The sequence below is a fragment of the Pseudomonas sp. EA_65y_Pfl2_P74 genome, assembly GCF_963970575.1.
Taxonomy (GTDB): domain Bacteria; phylum Pseudomonadota; class Gammaproteobacteria; order Pseudomonadales; family Pseudomonadaceae; genus Aquipseudomonas; species Aquipseudomonas baetica_A.
Window position 1 is genome coordinate 1 of the sequence record NZ_CAXAOQ010000051.1, and the last position, 18,091, is coordinate 18,091.

The 18,091-nt window shown below is 59.6% G+C and carries 9 protein-coding genes, 2 rRNA genes and 2 pseudogenes; 6 read left to right on the plus strand and 7 right to left on the minus strand.

The annotated features are described in order from the left end of the window. The 4 genes and pseudogenes from rrf (AACY18_RS27255) to AACY18_RS28235 form a co-directional block, all read left to right on the plus strand. Positions 1–110 (plus strand): 5S ribosomal RNA (rrf, locus tag AACY18_RS27255); the annotation flags it as partial. Between the two features lie 105 nt (positions 111–215). Continuing rightward, a 5S ribosomal RNA gene (gene rrf, locus AACY18_RS27260) occupies positions 216–331 on the plus strand. A gap of 426 nt (positions 332–757) precedes the next feature. After that, positions 758–1,783, plus strand: a pseudogene (locus tag AACY18_RS28230) (HAMP domain-containing protein); the annotation flags it as partial. Between the two features lie 69 nt (positions 1,784–1,852). Further along, positions 1,853–2,638 (plus strand): methyl-accepting chemotaxis protein, encoded by a 786-nt coding sequence (locus AACY18_RS28235; RefSeq protein WP_371857642.1) that lies wholly within the window; start codon positions 1,853–1,855, stop codon positions 2,636–2,638. Between the two features lie 145 nt (positions 2,639–2,783). Here AACY18_RS28235 and AACY18_RS27270 read toward each other — a convergent pair whose 3' ends face one another. The 5 genes from AACY18_RS27270 to AACY18_RS27290 form a co-directional block, all read right to left on the minus strand. Further along, positions 2,784–3,251 carry an SRPBCC family protein gene (locus AACY18_RS27270; RefSeq protein ID WP_339434193.1) on the minus strand — a complete coding sequence of 156 codons (468 nt, stop codon included), beginning with the start codon at positions 3,249–3,251 and terminating at the stop codon, positions 2,784–2,786. A 22-nt stretch (positions 3,252–3,273) separates the two neighbouring features. After that, positions 3,274–6,669, minus strand: coding sequence for an amino acid adenylation domain-containing protein (locus AACY18_RS27275; RefSeq protein ID WP_339434192.1), 3,396 nt, complete (start codon positions 6,667–6,669; stop codon positions 3,274–3,276). Positions 6,670–6,682: 13 nt separating this feature from the next. Beyond that, on the minus strand, positions 6,683–7,612 hold the full coding sequence (locus AACY18_RS27280) for a diiron oxygenase (RefSeq protein ID WP_339434191.1): 930 nt from the start codon (positions 7,610–7,612) through the stop codon (positions 6,683–6,685). Beyond that, complete coding sequence (locus AACY18_RS27285; RefSeq protein WP_339434190.1) at positions 7,609–8,385, minus strand: DUF3050 domain-containing protein; 777 nt, start codon at positions 8,383–8,385, stop codon at positions 7,609–7,611. The genes AACY18_RS27280 and AACY18_RS27285 overlap by 4 nt, the downstream gene beginning before the upstream one ends. A 766-nt stretch (positions 8,386–9,151) precedes the next feature. Next, complete coding sequence (locus AACY18_RS27290) at positions 9,152–9,862, minus strand: GntR family transcriptional regulator (protein WP_339434189.1); 711 nt, start codon at positions 9,860–9,862, stop codon at positions 9,152–9,154. A 197-nt stretch (positions 9,863–10,059) separates the two neighbouring features. Between AACY18_RS27290 and lapG the strand changes: the two genes are divergently transcribed. Together lapG and lapD are read left to right on the plus strand one after the other, a co-directional pair. Beyond that, on the plus strand, positions 10,060–10,752 hold the full coding sequence (lapG, locus tag AACY18_RS27295) for a cysteine protease LapG (RefSeq protein WP_339434188.1): 693 nt from the start codon (positions 10,060–10,062) through the stop codon (positions 10,750–10,752). A gap of 14 nt (positions 10,753–10,766) precedes the next feature. Beyond that, complete coding sequence (gene lapD / locus AACY18_RS27300) at positions 10,767–12,713, plus strand: cyclic di-GMP receptor LapD (RefSeq protein WP_339434187.1); 1,947 nt, start codon at positions 10,767–10,769, stop codon at positions 12,711–12,713. Between the two features lie 128 nt (positions 12,714–12,841). Here the strand turns inward: lapD and AACY18_RS27305 are convergent, their stop codons facing one another. Together AACY18_RS27305 and AACY18_RS27310 are read right to left on the minus strand one after the other, a co-directional pair. Then, positions 12,842–13,180: a tryptophan synthase subunit beta gene (locus AACY18_RS27305; RefSeq protein ID WP_339434186.1), complete on the minus strand. Its 339-nt coding sequence runs from the start codon at positions 13,178–13,180 to the stop codon at positions 12,842–12,844. 148 nt (positions 13,181–13,328) lie between these two features. Then, positions 13,329–18,091: pseudogene (locus tag AACY18_RS27310) on the minus strand (LapA family giant adhesin); the annotation flags it as partial.

Genomic DNA, 18,091 nt, shown 5'->3' on the forward strand with positions numbered 1-18,091 from the left:
GACCATAGAGCGTTGGAACCACCTGATCCCATCCCGAACTCAGCAGTGAAACGATGCATCGCCGATGGTAGTGTGGGGTTTCCCCATGTGAGAGTAGGTCATCGTCAAGATTAAATTCCGAAACCCCGATTGCGAAAGCAGTTGGGGTTTTGTTTTAGTAGAAGTACCCATTTTTGCTGGCTCGTTACCGTGTTGACGGGCCAGATACAGAATTTCTTGACGACCATAGAGCGTTGGAACCACCTGATCCCATCCCGAACTCAGCAGTGAAACGATGCATCGCCGATGGTAGTGTGGGGTTTCCCCATGTGAGAGTAGGTCATCGTCAAGATTGAATTCCGAGACCCCTGTCTGCTAACGCAGTCAGGGGTTTTCTCGTTTCAGGGCTTCCCGCTTTATGAGCTTTGCTGATGTATCGAACCTGCCATTTGCGCCACCTGGTATAACGCTAGTCACTGGCGAACCCCCCAATCAAAACACCGAACACTGCAATCATCATTTGTTCAGTGTGCCTGGCGCTCGAGTAGTGGTCAGAAAACCTTCCGCGACACAGGCTCTGGATCACCGTTCGGCGGGAATCTGGCAGAAGTGACGTCCATTTCGTGCAAAGCCCTAAGATTTCTGCGAAACGTGCCGACAGACTGGTGAGACATGCGTGCACCAAAGTAGAGCAGGCAGTAGAACGCTGCTTACGCTGTTACATGGAATGTTGCATCCCGGAACGCATCCCCACATTTGTCATAAGAAGTCCCATGAAATGAATCTCAAGTTCAGCCATAAAATCCTGCTGGCCGCCTCGGGCGTCGTGGTCCTGGCGTTCGCGCTGTTCACCCTCTATAACGACTATCTTCAGCGAAATACCATTCGCCAGAACCTGCAGTCTTCCGTGCAGCAAGCGGGCGATCTGACTGCCAGCAGCGTGCAGAACTGGATGAGCGGGCGGATTCTGGTTCTGGAGAACCTCGCGCAGAACGTTGCCCATCAGGGCAAGGACGCTGATTTTCCGGGGCTGGTTGATCAACCGGCCTTCACCTCTAACTTCCAGTTCACCTATGTCGGTCAGGCCAACGGTGTGTTCACTCAACGCCCTGACGCGAAGATGCCGGACAGTTACGATCCGCGGCAGCGCCCCTGGTACAAGCAAGCAATGGTCGCCGACAAAACCATGCTGACGCCGCCCTATATGGCCGCCGTCGGCGGTCTGGTGGTGACCATCGCCATGCCGGTGAAAAAGAACGGTGAACTGCTCGGCGTGGTCGGTGGTGATCTGAGTCTGGAAACCTTGGTGAAGATCATCAACTCGGTGGACTTCGGTGGTTTGGGTCATGCGTTCCTGGTCAGCGCCGACGGTCAGGTGATCGTCAGCCCGGATAAAGATCAGGTGATGAAGAACCTCAAGGACATCTACCCCAACTCCAGCGTGCGCATCGAGAAGGGCAACCAGAACGTGGTGCTCAACGGCCAGGAACGCATCCTGTCGTTCACCCCGGTCAATGATCTGCCGAATGCCGAGTGGTACATCGGTCTGTCGATCGATCACGACAAAGCCTACGCCGCACTCAGCCAGTTCCGTACTTCGGCGTTGATCGCGATGTTCGTTGCCGTGGGTGCCATTGCTCTTCTGCTGAGCCTTTTGATCAACGTGTTGATGCGCCCGCTGACCACCATGGGCCGTGCAATGCAGGACATCGCCCAGGGCGAAGGCGATTTGACCCGGCGTCTGGTGGTCGAGAGCAAAGATGAATTCGGTGAACTGGGCAGTGCCTTCAACCAGTTCGTGGAGCGGATTCACGCGTCGATTTCCGAAGTGTCTTCGGCCACTCGCCATGTGCATGATCTGTCGCAACGGGTGATGGCATCGTCCAATGCCTCGATTGTCGGCTCCGATGAGCAGAGTGCGCGTACCAACAGCGTGGCCGCGGCGATTAACGAGTTGGGCGCCGCCACGCAGGAAATCGCCCGTAACGCCGCCGACGCCTCGCAGCACGCCAGCGGTGCCAGCGAGCAGGCTGATGATGGCCGTCAAGTGGTGGAGCAAACCATTCTGGCAATGACAGAGTTGTCGCAGAAGATCAGCCTGTCGTGCACTCAGATCGAAACCCTGAATGCCAGCACCGACAACATCGGCCACATCCTCGATGTGATCAAAGGCATATCGCAGCAGACTAATTTGCTGGCGCTCAATGCCGCCATCGAAGCGGCGCGTGCCGGTGAAGCCGGTCGTGGTTTTGCGGTAGTGGCGGACGAAGTGCGTAACCTTGCCCATCGCACTCAGGAATCGGCGGAAGAGATCCACAAGATGATCACTTCCCTGCAGGTCGGTTCGCGTGAAGCGGTGAGCACCATGAACGCCAGTCAGGCGTCCAGCGAGCAGAGTGTTGAAGTGGCCAACCAGGCCGGTCTGCGCCTGGTCAGCGTCACCCAGCGTATCGGTGAAATCGACGGTATGAACCAGTCAGTGGCCGCCGCCACCGAAGAGCAGACCGCGGTGGTGGAAACCCTCAACGTCGACGTTAACCAGATCAACCTGTTGAATCAGCAGAGCGTGGCCAACCTCAACGAGACGTTGAAGGATTGTGATGCGTTGTCGCAGCAGGCGAACCGGTTGAAGCAGTTGGTCGACAGTTTCAAAATCTGACCTGAAGTCAGATCGCGTTATCGTTCTTCGCGAGCAAGCCCGCTTCCACAGTTTTTGGCGCACACAATATTTGTGTAAGACCAAGATCCTGTGGACGCGGGCTTGCTCGCGATAGCGGTAGTTCAGTCACCGCTAAACCAAAGCCTTAAACAAACAGCTTCAAAACATTCCCCATCGCATCATCGGCAAACCCCTGCACAAACTCCTTGAACCCCGGCAGGGCTTCGGCCCCCCCACTGGCAGGCTCGGCAATGATCGTCCAGGTCGCCCGCGACTTGCCTTCGCCCAGCGATTCCACATTCATCGCTGCCCACAGATTGGCCACGCCCAAGGTGTTGTAGATCGTCGTCCAGGTCATGCACCGTGCCTGTTCATCGCGGGAGTTGAGTTGTTCAACCACCACGTTGCCATCCTTGAAGCATTTCTTGCGCAGCGAAGCCACGCCCTCGCCGGTCATTTCGATGTGCGACAGCGCCGGAATGAACCGGTCGAAACCGCCGAAGTTGCCGACCACCGCCCAGACGTGTGCAGCGTCGGCCGGCACTTCCACTGAAGAGACGACGTGGCAGCCGTGCGGGTTTTTGATCAGGGTGTCCGGTTGCAGAGTGCTCATGGTGTTGCTCCTTTTTGATGAACTAGATGAAGTTGATTTCTTTCAGGTAATCGCAGCCGCGACGCAGCAGCGCCGGGGATTTTTCCGGGTAGTGCGCGCCCATTTGCTGCACGCCGGCCTCGGCGTTGGCATGGCCGATCAGGGAGATGTCGCCGATGTCTTCCTCGAAGCCGTTGAGGTAGAAACCGAGCACACCGAACAGCGCGTTGTCGGCATCGACTCGCCCCAGTTGCTGCTGCCAGTCCGCGACGCTGACCAGCGAGAACTCATTGCCGGTTTCGCGAAACGAATCGACATAGGCGTCCCAGCTCAAAGGCTCGGGGTTGTGCAGGTTGAACACCGCGCGCTGCGCCGAATAACGGCTGGCGTGGAAGGCGATGAAACGGGCGAGAAAGTCCACCGGCATCAAGTCGAAATTCAGCGCGAAGGCCGGCACCTGACCGAGTTGGAGTGAGCCTTTGAGCATCAGCATCAAGCGGTTTTTGTGCGGCTGGCAGACACCGCTCAGGCTGTTGAAGCTGATATTGCCGGGGCGATACAGATTGACCTGAACCCCGAGCGTGCGCGCCCGTTCGAGGATACGTTCACCGACCCATTTCGACAGGTTGTAGCCGTTGCGAATGTAGATCGGTGGCGTTGGCGCGGCGGGCAGTTCCAGGACCCGGCCGGCGTCATCGACCGTGCTTGAGGCCGACAGCGTCGAGACGAAATTGAAGATCTTTTTGCTGCGCCCCTCACACAGGCGCAGCAAGGCGAAAATCGGCTCGACGTTGTCCGCCGCCAGCGACTCGTAATCGAGTACGTGATTGACGTTGGCGGCGTTGTGCACCAGTGCGCCGAACTCGCGATCAAGGCGTTGATAATCGTCGTCAGCCAATCCCAGTTGCGGTCGAGAGATATCTGCCGCGTAGACGCGCACTCGACTCAGATCCAGGTGTTCGAGACGGTTCTCGCGCAACGATTGTGCAAAGCGCTGCTCCGCCGTTAACCCGCCGCCATCACGCACCAGACACGCCACTTCGCTCGCGCCCCAACCGAGCAGCGCCTCGACAATATGTACGCCGACGAAACTGTTGGCGCCGGTGACGATCACCTTGTGCACATCGCCCATGCGGCTGATCGGCAATGGCTCGATCTCCAGCGCTCGTTCGGCATCGGCCATGGCCAGAGCGCTGAGCACGGTGCTGGCATCGCTGCCACGCACCAGCGTCGCCAGTTTGATGATGGTTGGCCGTTCGATGAAGCGGTTGATCGAGATGCTGCGGCCGAACTCCTCACGCAAGCGCAGCAACATCCGCGAAAGCAAAATCGAGTGCCCACCGAGATTGAAGAAGCTTTCGTCGGTGCAAATATCACCGGGCGGCAGCTCCAGCAGTTGCGCCCAGATCTCCAGCAGCAGGGCTTCGTCGGCATTCGCCGGCAGGCATTTCGGGCCGCTGTCCTGGACGCTCACCGGCAGATCGAGCAGCGCTTTGCGGTCGACCTTGCCGTTGCTGGCGAACGGCATGCTCGGCAGCTCAGTCCACGCCACCGGTTGCATGTAGTCGGGCAGAAACTGCTGGGCGTGGGCCTTCAGCGCTTCACGTGCGGCGTCCGATTGAGGCTGGGCGAGAAACGCCAGAATCCGCCGCTGACTGTCGATCACCACGGCGATTTGTCGGTACAGCTGACTCTCGCGCAGGCAACGTTCGATCTCTTCCGGCTCGACCCGGAAACCGCGGATCTTCACTTGATTGTCGCGCCGCCCGCACAGCTCGATACCGTGCTCGCCCCACTTGGCCATGTCGCCGCTGCGGTAGGCGCGCAACGGCTGGCCATCCGGCAGATTCAGGGTCAAGTAGCGCTCGGCAGTCTGCTCTGGATTGTTCAGGTAACCGAGGCAGACGCCGGGACCGACGATGAACAGTTCGCCCACGGTGTGCTCGGCCACCGGTTGCAGATCGTCATCAAGAATCAGCACTTGGCTATTGGCGATCGGTGCGCCGAGGGTTCGATTGCTGTCGCCGGGTTTGAGCTGGCGAGCGGTGATCAGCACGGTGGCTTCGGTGGGGCCATAGAGATTGTGCAGTGTGCCCTGGCGGGTCAGTTGCTCGATGACGAACGGCTCACAGACATCGCCGCCGGTCATCACCTGCTGCACGCTTTGCAGTTGCTCCAGCGGCAGGATGCTCAGTAGCGCCGGCGGCAGAAACGCGTGGGTCAGTTGCCGACGACGGATGAGTGCGACCAGTTGCAGCGGATCACGCCGTTGCGTGTCATTGGGCACCACCAGTTCGGCGCCTTCGAGCAGGGTCGGGAAAATATCGATCAGCGAGGAATCGAAGCTCAGCGAAGAAAACTGCAACACCCGACTCTCGGCCTGCAGTTGCGTGTAGTCGGCGTACCACGCGGTGAAGTGCGCGAGATTCGCCTGACTGAGCAGCACACCCTTCGGATGCCCGGTGGTCCCCGAGGTGTAGAGCGCCATGCACGGTGCGTCGAGTTCCGGGCGCTGGCGCATCAGGGGGCGACCGAGATCGGCGTCTGTACTGTCGATATGGCTGACATTCAGCCCCGGCATGGTTTCGCTCAGCGGATGTTCACCGTCATGCAACAACAGCAAGGCACCCGCGTTTTCCAGGATGTATTGCTGGCGCTGCAACGGATGGCTCGGCTCCAGCGGCAAGTACACCGCGCCGCTGCCGAGAATCGCCAGTATCGAGGCAAACAGTGCAGGGCTTTTCGGCAGGCAAATGCCGACCACCCACGGTTGCGGATGCTGGTCGAGCAGCGGCTGCAAGCGCTGTTGAATCGCCCGGCTGTGAGCGTGCAACTGACGGTAGCTGATCGACTGCTCGGCGACGTGTAGCGCCGGGCGTTCGGCGTGGCGGATCAGGCTCTGTTGCAGGCCTTCGATCAGCGGAGTCTGTGCCTGTTGCAGCAGCGCCGGGTGCGCTGTGGCGTTGAGGCGATGAACGTAGGCCAGGCTGTCGAGGAACAGCAGGTTTTGCACCTGTTCAAAGTCTGGCGCAGCAACACACGCAACCTGTTGGAAATATGACTCATCACGGGAGAAGCGGCTGACCAGCAATGCCACCTCGTCGACCACATGCGCCAGGGCCCTTTGGCGCAGTGATTGGCCATTGCCTGAAGGCTCATCCGCTATCGGCGTGCGGCTGATCAGTGACGAGCCGAGAAAGCACAGCAGGTCGAGTGTCGGCAAACCTGCACTGCCTTGTGCATCGACACCCAGGCGCAGATGCAGGTGTGGAATGGCGCAGAGATCGCCGGCTGCAATGAAGCCATCGTCGATGATCAAATCCACCGTCGATTTCGCTGCGCCGTTGCGCCGCAATGTATGCCCGTGTTGTTCAAGCTCCACCGCCAGGTCAGCCATGGCCTGGCTTGTGCCAATCAGCAAAATGTCGAGACGTTTCATGTCGGCCTCCTCTTCAAACCAGATAGTCGTGCAGGGCGTGCTGGACACACGGCGTGTCGAGCAGCGAGCTGTTGTGGAAGAACTTCACGATGTTGCCGACCAAGGGGTGGTGGCGATTGATCGGAAAGGCCAGTCCGGCCATTTCGCTCTTGAGCGAGTGGCGCGTGGCGTCGTTGACCGGCAGTGCATCGATCAGGCGCAGGTCGAAGGATTTCTGGATGTCGTTGGTCAGGTAATGTTCGATGAACACCGGCAGAATCTGCGCGATGGTTTCGCGATCTGCCTGGCCTGCGGTGTGCCAATAGATGCGCACCATCCGCGCCCAGAAACTTGAATGGCGACCCTCGTCGAGCAAGTGGTCGGCCATCAGGCCCTTGATCGATGGCTTGACCGTGTCGTCCCGGGCGAACGCCGCGACGTCACCGGTCACGGTGTTTTCCGCGATGGCCACGCAGATCAATTCCACGGCGCTGCGCAGGTGCTCAGGTGCCAGCGCAACGGCAGCCGGAATCGCCCGGCTCAGCTCGATTTCATCGGGCAACTGAATCGGCTCGATGCCGGTCATGGCCACCGTTTGCTGCATGAAATCCATCGCCACCAGTGCGTGGTAATCCTCGTCCACCACCACGGTCATCGCGTCGTAACGACAGGCATACGGGAAGGGCACGGCGAAACGGTTCTTGGCGATGCTGCGGGCGGTCTTGTCGACGATTTCGGTTTCGAAGATCACCACGTCGTTGATGAACTTGTACAGCGTCTGCACCAAGGCGAAATCACGCTGTTGCGGACATTCGCGCAGGAAGGTGTCGCAGAGCACCAGCGGTTGGCGGCTGAGCGGATAGATCAGGCGCTGGTCGTCCTCCAGTACCCGTCGCGGGCGGGTCCGGATGGTTGCGCGGCTCTCCCACGCCTCGGCGAAAGATTGGTAATCGGCGGCATTCATCGGGCCACCTCCGCCAACGGTTCACGCATGCTCAGGCGCAGGCCGTCCCACAGTGCGATGCGGCTTTCGACGGCGGCAATGGCGCTGGCGTAAACCTCGCTTTCTCGCTGCGGGTCGCCGTCGACGAGCCTTTCAAGAAGCTGTTCCGCCGCCGGGCCGTGATCCTCGGAGTCGACTTCGATGTGCCGCTCCAGGTAGTAGCGGAAGGTCGGCGCCTGTTCGATGCCGATGCCCCAGTCATCGAGGATGCGCTGGAACATGGTCGGGATCACACTTTCGCGGCCATGCAGAAACGCAGCGGCCACGCTGTGTCCCGGCGCATGCAGGGCAATGCGTAACGTGTCGCGGACAAACTGCGCGGCGGCCGGATCGATCTCGATGCTCTGCAGTGCCACGTCATAGCTCACGCCTTCTTGCTGCAGCGCGACGAAGCGTTCCACAGCCGAGGTACTCGCACCGACTTCGCGCATCGCATCCAGATACAACTCGAAATGGCTGTAATGACCATGGCTCAGGCAGTCGTCGGATTCTTCACCGAGGACAATTTCATTGATCAGACGTGCGGCATGGGGATCACGCGGTGGCAGCCAGGGCAGACGGGTGCAAGTCAGTTCCTGTTGCAGGCGTTTGGTCAGCGACATGAAATCCCACACGGCAAACACATGGGTTTCCATGAAACGTTGCAAGGTACTCAATGAGTCGATTTCGCCAAAGATGGGGTGAACGCTAAGTTCGGCTTTCTTCTGGGCAAGTTGGTGCTTTATTTGAGACATGACGGGCCTTTATCCTTGATGTGAAATGGGACAGCTCTTTCAACTGCGCAATCAATGGAACAGCGGCTTGTTATTCTTTTTCCAGGCGTACGGCAGCCTCATACAAATCAATGAAGTTGGATTGATGTATGTCTAGAACTGCGCGGCAGCCGGACTGGGCGTTGCCATCCCTTTACTTGTAAGGTTGGTCTGCGCCCCACTGGGGCGGGAAGTTCAAGCTCGGCGAGGAAAAACTAATACAACGCCAAACAAATTAACAAGTCTAATTTTAATTATTTTTAGTTGTCGTTTTTTCAAGTATGAGTGTGCCCGATAAAACTATTTGAATAAGTTTTATTGGGGCGAAGTTGCTCCTTTCGGACAATAAAGGCCAAAATGAAATGTACAGAGTGAATGCCTCACTCGAAGCAACTTTGTGATGAAGAGATTTAAGTTATTTGAAGGGATGAAAGTGGGCGATGACGGGCGCCGATTCTTTCCTTTTCCCGTGACAAGGCTCCTTCCGTAGGTTCCTGTTGCGGGGACTGCGCCGGCGGTGCGGTGCGTCGCCCGTTCTTTTTGGGTTGGCCGTTCAAGAGTGAGGGTAAATGGCCGCCACGGCTATTACCGATTCTTCACCGCAGGGGTGCAAGTTTCGGGCTGATTGACGCAGGGAGGTTAGAGCGAAGGGGTATGGATGCCAGCGTATTTGTGGCCGGTGCGCGGAGGATTTGTAAGCGGGTTATTCGCCGGGCAGACCTGCAAGTCTGAGCCCGGCGTGCAGGGATCAACGTGTGGCTTTGCGGTTTTGCGCGGCAGAACTGGCGAGATACTCGGTGATGACATCGACACCACGGTTGAGGTGCTGTTCGAGCAGAGCGATCGAGCGTTCGACATCACGCTCGATCACCGCTTGCAGCATGGCGCGATGGTCGTCCTGAGACAGTTTGCCCAGGCCCATGGCGTCGAGGTTGAAACGCAGGAAGCGCTCCTCTTCGTTGAGCCCGTCCTCCACCAGACGCAACAGCCGCTGGTTGGGCGCCTTGCAGTACAACGCCATGTGGAACAGGCGGTTGAGCTGGCCGATTTCCGTGTAATCGTGTTGAGCCTCTAACGCTTCGATGTAACGGGCTGCCTGTGCGTGATCAGCGTCGGTCAGCAGTGGAATCGACTGACGCATGGCTTCGGACTCGAGCAGAATGCGCAACTCGTAGGTTTGCGCGGCATCACCCTGAATCAGCGGGGCCACCACGGCACCTTTGTGCGTGGTAACGCTCAGCAGTGCCTGCGCCTCGAGCTGGCGCAAAGCTTCGCGCACCGGCATGCGGCTGACACCGAACAGATCAGCGAGATCCTGCTGGCGTAGGGCTGTGCCACACGGTAGACGACCATCAAGGATGGCGGCACGCAGGGTTTCTTCGATCGTCGAGCGAGCCAAGTGAGCGGGAATCGGCCCATCGACTTTGATGCTCTGCAGCGGTTTGGGCTTCTGAGTCACGACTACGCACCCTGTATGTCGACTGAATTTGGATCCAAATGACACTAGAGATTGCTCTACAGGTTGTCAAACCGTGTAGAGGATCTCCGTCACATTTGAAGTTTAGCGCGTCGTGGATGATCTCATGGTGCCATTGTTTTTTCCCCGGCTAAGCTTCACCATCAAACGCTTTCATTCCTGCCTCCTGGAAACCTGCTGTGGCGGTACGTTTCGTGATCCCCCGCACGTTGCGCTGGTTAGGCTGCGCACTGCTGCTGGCCGGCCTCATGCTGGGCGGTCTGCATGCCGATTGGGATTTTTCGGCGATCAGCCGCAAGGCTACGGCACTCTATGGACCGCTGGGCGCAGGGCAGCAGCGGATTGATGCCTGGCAAAATCTGCTGGCGACGCAGAAACAGGTCAGCGAAATGGACAAGCTCAAGGTGGTGAATCTGTTTTTCAACAAACAGGTGCGCTATGTCGAAGACATCGACCTGTGGCACGAGGTCGACTATTGGGAAACCCCGATTGAGGCGCTGTGGAAGGGCGCCGGCGATTGTGAAGACTACGCGATCGCCAAGTATTTCAGTCTGCGCCACCTGGGCGTTTCCAGCGACAAACTGCGCATCACTTACGTCAAGGCACTGCGCCAGAACCGCGCGCACATGGTGCTGACTTACTATTCCACGCCCGACGCCATGCCGCTGGTGCTCGACAGTCTGATCGATTCGATCCAGCCTGCGTCCCAACGGACCGATTTGCTGCCGGTCTATTCTTTCAATGCCGAAGGTCTGTATTTGCCGGGGGCCAAGGGCAACAAAAAGGTCGGCGACACCAAACGCCTGTCGCGCTGGCAGGATGTGCTGAAAAAAATGCAGGCCGAAGGTTTCCCGGTCGAAACGATTAACTAGGAGCACGCGCTCAGATGTCTTTGTTCAAACAGCTGTTGATCGCTATCTGTCTGTTCCTGGTGGTCGCCTTCACCGGCAGCTTCATGGTCAGTCTGGAGAGCTCGCGCACCCAGTACGTCAACCAGTTGCGCTCCCACGCTCAGGACGCGGCGACGGCGCTGGCGTTGTCATTGACGCCTAATATCGACGATCCGGCGATGGTCGAGTTGCTGGTCAGTTCGATTTTCGACAGCGGCTATTACGCGAGCATCCGCGTGGTTGATCTGAAGACCGACAAGACCATCGTTGAGCGCAGCGGCATCCCTGCCGTTACCAACGTGCCCGATTGGTTCGTCAAACTGATTGGTCTGGAGCCCGCTGGCGGTGATGCGCTGGTCAGTCGTGGTTGGGAGCAGGCGGCAAGAGTTGAAGTGGTCAGTCACCCGATGTTCGCCCTCGCCAAGCTGTGGCAGAGCGCGCTGGGCAGTCTTGGCTGGTTGCTGATCTGCGGTGCCGTCAGTGCCGTACTCGGCGCGCTGTTGCTGCGCCGGCAATTGAAACCGCTGGATTACATGGTCCAGCAGTCCCATGCGATTGCCCGGCGCGAATTTCTCATCCTGCCGCAGCTACCGCGCACACCCGAGTTGCGGCGCGTGGTGCTGGCCATGAACCAGATGGTCGAGAAGCTCAAGGCGCTGTTTCAGGAACAGGCCGAGCGCAGTGAAAAACTGCGTGCAGAGTCCTATCAGGACAACCTCACGGGGCTGGCCAACCGGCGCTATTTCGAGATGCAGTTGAACAATCGGGTGAGTAACCCGGAGCAGGCCAGCTCCGGTTACTTGCTGTTATTGCGGGTCAAGGACCTGGCCGGGCTGAATCAGCGCCTTGGCGGCCAGCGCACTGATGAGTTGCTGAAAGCGGTTGGCGAGCAACTCTCCCGCGAGTGCGCCAGATACCCGGAAACCCAGAACCTCGTCACCCGCATTCGCGGCGGTGAATTCGCCGTGCTGGCGCCGGGGCTGGTCCGTGAGGAAGCGCTGCAACTGGCGCAAAGCCTTGATGCCGCGCTGGGCAGCTTGCATACCACGGGGGCTACCGATGTCGCGGCGGTGGCGTCGATTGGTCTGGCGCCGTTTGCCCACGGCGATTCGCCGCAAGCCGTGCTCAGCCTTGGCGATCAGGCGCTGGCGCAGGCCGAGGGGCAGGGCGAGCAGAACTGGGCGTGTATCGATCACAGCTTCACGGCTGACGTTGGCGACGATCACCACGCCTGGCACCGTTTGCTCGATCAGGCATTGAATCAGCGGCGTTTCGAGCTGTTCTTCCAACCGGTAGTGGCCGCTGAAGACACGCAGTTTGTGCTGCACTACAAAGTGCTGTCGCGGTTGCTTGATGATCAGGGGCAGACTATTGCGGCCGGGCGTTTCCTGCCGTGGCTGGAGCGTTTTGGCTGGACCGCGCGACTGGATCGCCTGATGCTCGAACGCGTGCTTGAGCAGATGATGGAGCATGAGGATTCGCTGGCGCTGAACCTGTCGTCCGCGACGTTGGCCGATCCGCAGGCGTTGAACAAAGTCTTCGAGATTTTACGGGCTCATTCCAATCTGGGGGAGCGTCTGACCCTGGAAATAGGCGAAGAGCAATTGCCGGAGCAAGCCGTACTGGAACAGTTGACCCGGCGTCTGCGCGAGCTTGGTTTCTCCTTGAGTCTGCAGCGTTTCGGCGGGCGCTTCAGCATGATCGGCAACCTGGCGCGGCTGGGGCTGGCGTACTTGAAGATCGATGGCAGCTACATTCGTGCGATCGATCAGGAGAGTGACAAGCGCTTGTTCATCGAGGCGATCCAGCGTGCGGCGCACAGCATTGATCTGCCGCTGATTGCCGAGCGTGTGGAGACTGAAGGGGAGTTGGCGGTGATTCGCGAGATGGGGCTGTATGGGGTACAGGGGCAGTTTTTGGGTGAGCCCAAGCCTTGGCGGTGATCTTTTAGTTTGGCGGCGTCACGGATGCCGCTTTCGCGAGCAAGCCCGCCCCCACGGGGGATTTGAGTTGTTGACCCGTTCCCCTGTGGGAGCGGGTTTGCTCGCGGATGGGCCTGAAGATTGAGTCTTCAGATCAACCCGCCCTCATCCTCGTCAATCAACTGACTCAACCCGCCCAACGCCTCACGCGCCTGGGTCCGGTCCATCAGTTTGGCCTGGGCCGCCGGGGGCAGGTCGGTGACGCGGATCACGCCTTTCTGGGTCAGCACCTGAATCAGGTCGTCGAGTACCCGAATCATTTCAAAGTCGCTCTGCTTGAGCTGTTTGAGGCTGTTTTCCACGGCTTCGTTGGCGTACCACGCCTGGATTTCGTGGTGGTCGGCGGGCAGCGTTTCCGTGGCCTCGGCGTAGGCCGTGGCTTCCACGCGAATCAACTGGCCTTGCGCATCGCGTTGCACGTAAAACATTGAGCATCCCTCAGAAATGAACCCGCGTCATGCTGTCAGCAGCATAGCCAACCGCACGCGAGTATGCGGTGCGGCGACGCAATCGTCACCGGTCCGGACAGCACAAACGTGACGGCCGCCCCATTGGGGCGGCCGTTTTGTTCACGGATCAGCTGTTGTTGTGGTCGACTTTGATGGTCGGATCGCTACCGGCAATCAGGTTGTGAATGTTGGCGCTGGACCAGTTGTTGCCTTCCAGTTTGATCGTCACGTCCGGCGTTGCGGCGGCTGTATCGCCCGAGTTGAACTTGCCGCCCGAGCTGACTTGCAGCGACGACACGCCATCGACCGTGGTGATCTTCAGGAAGTTGTCGATGGTGCTGCCGGTTTCGCCCTGCAACAGGTCACGCAGGTCGATGCGGTCACCTTCGCTGGCCTTGAAGTCCTTGATCACGTCGTTGCCGGTGTCGCCCGCCTTCCAGACGAAGGTGTCGGCACCGGAACCACCGATCAGGATGTCGTTGCCCTGCCCACCGATCAGCGTGTCGTTGCCGGTGCCACCGAGCAGAATGTCATTGCCTTTACCGCCGTCGAGCAAGTCGTTGCCGCCCGAGCCGAACAGAATGTCATTGCCCGCGCCGCCCAGCAGGGTGTCGTTGCCGTCATGCGCACCGGACACATCGAACGCCTGATAGTGCTCGGTGATGTACTGGTGCACATTGCTGGTGGTGACTTTGCTGACGTCGACGCCGGTTTCCTTGGCCACGAACGCCTGCATCGCCTGATAACCCTCGCCGGCAATGCCGTTGAAACTCACCAGATCGCCGAACAGGATGTCGTTGCCGTTGCCGCCGCTGACAGTGTCGTTGCCCGGCATCGTCGCTTCGGTGTGGCCGATGATCGAGTTGGCCAGGTCCTTCGGATCGATGTTGGTTTGCGGCGTGTGGTCTGAGTCGTACGGCTTCAGATCGTTGAGGCTGACGCCGCTGTTGATACCGATGGCCTCGACGTTCGACAGACCGCTGAGCAGCGTGAAGCTACTGTTGGAGTTGCTGGTGGTCGACGAGTCGGTGCTGTTGCCGGTGCCGGCCAGGCTCGACAGCTCATAGGTACCGTCGCCCTGAGCGTGAATAGTGCCCAGACTGCTCCAGTTCCAACTGCCATTCTTGTACGTCTGCAATACCACGCTGCCGGCGCTGTTGATGCTCAGGTAGTGGGTGTTATCGATGTAAGTGCTGAAGGTGTCGCCCAGCTTGTAGTTGCTGGTCGTCACCACGCTGTCGAGCTTAACGCTGCCATACAGCGTCGGGTTGGTCTGCTCGCCGTTCTGATAGTAGGTCGGCTGGCCATCGGTGATGAAGTACGTGAGGTTTTTCGCCCCGGTGTTGGCCACCGCTTCAGCGCTCTGGAAGAAGTTGGCCGTGGTCTTGAACACGTCCTCGTAGTTGGTGCCGCCGCCGGACGTCATCGAGTCCAGCACGGCCTTGAGCTTGGTCAGGGCGTTCGGGTCATTGAGGTTCACCGACACCGATTTGTTGACCTGGGTATCGAAGTCCACCAGGAAGATGTTCACCGTGCCCGAATTGCTGCCGCCCAGGCTTTGCTTGAGGGTGTTGAACACCGATGTCAGCGAGTCCTTGGCCGCGTTGATGGACGAGGTGCTCATACTGCCGGAGCTGTCGACCATGAATGCGATGTTGTAGTTGGTGCCCGGCACGACGGTCAGACCGCCGATGTCGGCAACGATGATGTCGTTGCCATCGGTACCGGTGACGGTGTCATCGGCCGAAGTGGCGACGATGGCGTTGTAGACCGCCGGCACCACGGTGACCGGAATGGTTGCCGTGCTGCTCGCCGAGCCGCCGACCTGTTCGGTGGACGTCGAGGTCACGGTCAGGTTGAACTGGCCGTTGTAGTACGGCGGTGGCGTGACGGTCAGGCTGCCGAGATTCCAGCCAGTGACGTTGGCATCGCCGCTGGTCGCCGTGACGGTAAAGGTATGGCCCGCGCCATCGCTGAGCACCGAGCCGACCGGTGCGCCGCTGATCTTCACGCTCAGGGTTTCCGAACCATCGGTGTCGGTCAGCGCAGTGGAGACCGCCGACAGTTTGACCGTGGTGCCTTCGGCACCAGTGTTGAGCTTGAAGCCGTCGTAATAGCCTTCGCCGTTGGTACCGTGCAGATCGGAGACGGTCACGCCGGAGTTGATCAAGTCCTGCACGCCGGTGTAGATCGGCACGCCAGCGCTGCTCAGGTCGATCGCCGTGCCGCCGTTGACCGACAGGTTGACGTCGTAGCTGCCTGGACCGTTCTGGTTGTGGTGGTAGATGTCCAGGGTGTAGTAACCGCTGGTGGTCGGGGTGAACGAACCGTTGAGGTTGCCGCCCGCGCCCCACGTCGTGGCTGCCACGTTTTTACCGCCGATGGTCACCAGCAAGCTGTCATCGCCGACACCGCTGAAGGTGTAGGTCTTGCCCGCTTCCAGATAGATCAGGCCGGATGTTTTCGAGGCGGTACCGGCGGCTACACTGCCGTCGGACTGCACATTGGTCACGGTGCCGCTGGAGTTCGGTGTGCCCGCGCCGTCGATCACGTTTTTCAACGTGGTCGAATCGGCGCCGTTGCCATTGGTGCCCAGGCCCGACAGGCCGGTCCAGACTTCCTTGATCAGCCCGGTGGACTTCACGCTGTTGTCGGCCACGCTCACGGTCGGGGCATCGGCCACCGGCGTGATGTCGATTTTTACGGTGCCGGTGTTGCCCAGCAGTTGGCCGTCGGTTGGCTGGAACTTGATCTGTGCGTAGTCCGCCTGGTTATTGCCCACACCGGTGCCGCCGTAACCGTTCACGCCCGACTCGTTGGCATCCGGCATGAAACGCAGTTTGCCAGCGTCGATGTCGGCCTTGCTGAAGGTCTGGTTGGTGGCGACGTCTTTCCAGGTCGAGCCGTCCAGATACTGCAGTTTGCCTTCACCCGGCAACTGAGTGATTTTCACGCCCAGGCTGCTGGCCGGGCTGTCGACGTCGGTGACACCAAAGGTCGACCAGCCGAGGATCAGCGGCGTGTCTTCGGTGCCGGTGACGTTGACCGGTGCCGCTACCGGCGCATCATTGACTGCCACCACGTTAACCGTGGTGGTCGCGGTGTTGGAGTAGTTGCCGCCATCGGTCACCTTCACGGTGATGATCCGCGGCACGGTGCTTGGGTCTTCACTGTTGTTGGTGAAGCTGATGTTCTTGATCGCCTGCATGTAGTCGGCCAGCGTCGCGTTGCCCGACAAGGTCAGGGTAACGGTGCCGTTGGTGCTGTTGGCATTGATGGTGATGCCGTTGACGCTGTTGCCCAGGTTCAGCGCATCGCCGTCCTGACGGTTGGTCAGAGTGACGGTCGCGCCCGTCAGCAGGGTGCTGTCCGGATCGGTGATGCTGATGTCGGTGTCGGCAATCGACACGCCCGCACCCGGAGTGTTTTCGGTGAAGGTCACCTTGTAGTCGGCACCGGTCGCGCCGCTGGAGTTGTTGGCGTCCAGATCGAGAACCGGCGGTGCATCGTTGTCGATGATCGAGGTGCTGACGCTGCCATTGGTGCTACTGACGGCGAGGTTCTCGAAGTTGCCGCCAGTGGCCGAGTCGATCTTGACCACGAAGTTCTCGGTGCCTTCGGTGATCTTGTCATCGATGGTCGCGACGTTGAACTGCGCACTGCTGGCGCCCGCCGGGATCTTCACGGTGTACACACCGGTGAAGTCCGAACCGTCGGCAGCGGTGCCGCTGTAAACGATTTTCAGGGTCACTTCAGTTTGCGCCGGGTGGGTCAGGCTGACGGTGTAGCTGGCGGTCTGGCCTTCGGTTACCGAGGTGCTGCCGGTGATGCTGACAGTGGTCGTGTCGATGGTGTCGGTAACGTTGGTCACGGCTGGTGTGTTGCTGGTCACCAGGTTTTCGAAGCTGCCGCCGCTGGTGCCGGTGATGGTTGCCTGCACGGTGCCAGCGTCTTTGTAGACGTCGTCAGCCGGCGCTGGAACAGTCACGGTGCCCGTGGTTTTGCCGGCTTCGATGGTGATCACCGAGCCGTTGCTCAGGGTCACGGTGACTGGCGAGCCAGCGGCGTTGGTCAAGGTCGCGGTGTAAACGATCGAACCGCCCTCGGCCACTGTGCCGGTCGCAGTCAGCGACAGATTGGTGGTGTCGATGGTGTCAGTCACCGTGGTGCTGACCGGGGTTTTGTCGGCTACGAGGTCTTCGTAGTTGCCGCCGGTTACGTCAGTGATTGCATTGGTCAGTGGCGCATGACCGGTCAGCGCATCGTTTGGCGCAGTCGTGGTGACAGTGCCGGTGGTTTTACCCACTTCGATGGTGATGTTTTGACCGTTGGCCAAGGTCACGACGACTGGCGAGCCGGTCACTGGCGCGCCCACGGTGGCGGTGTAAGTGACGGTGCCGCCTTCTGCTGCGGTGCCGGTGGCGCTCAGTTTCACCGACGTGGTGTCGATGGTGTCAGTGACGCTGGTCACGGCCGGAACAGTGCTCGGTACCAGGTTTTCGAAGTTGCCGCCGGTGGCAGTCGAAATGGTTGCCTCGACCTTGCCGGCATCTTTGTAAACGTCATCAGCCGGCGCTGGAACTGTCACGGTGCCAGTGGTTTTACCGGCCTCGATGGTGATCACCGAGCCGTTGCTCAGGGTCACGGTGACTGGCGAGCCAGCAGCGTTGGTCAGGGTGGCGGTGTAAACGATCGAACCGCCCTCGGCCACAGAATCGGTGGCGCTGAGCGACAGGTTGGTGGTGTCGACGGTGTCAGTCACGGTGGTGCTGACTGGTGTTTTGTCGGCTACGAGGTTTTCGTAGTTGCCGCCGGTTACACCAGTGATCGAGGTGGTCAGCGGTGCCTGACCAACCAATGCGTCGTTAGGCGCGGTGGTGGTCACGGTGC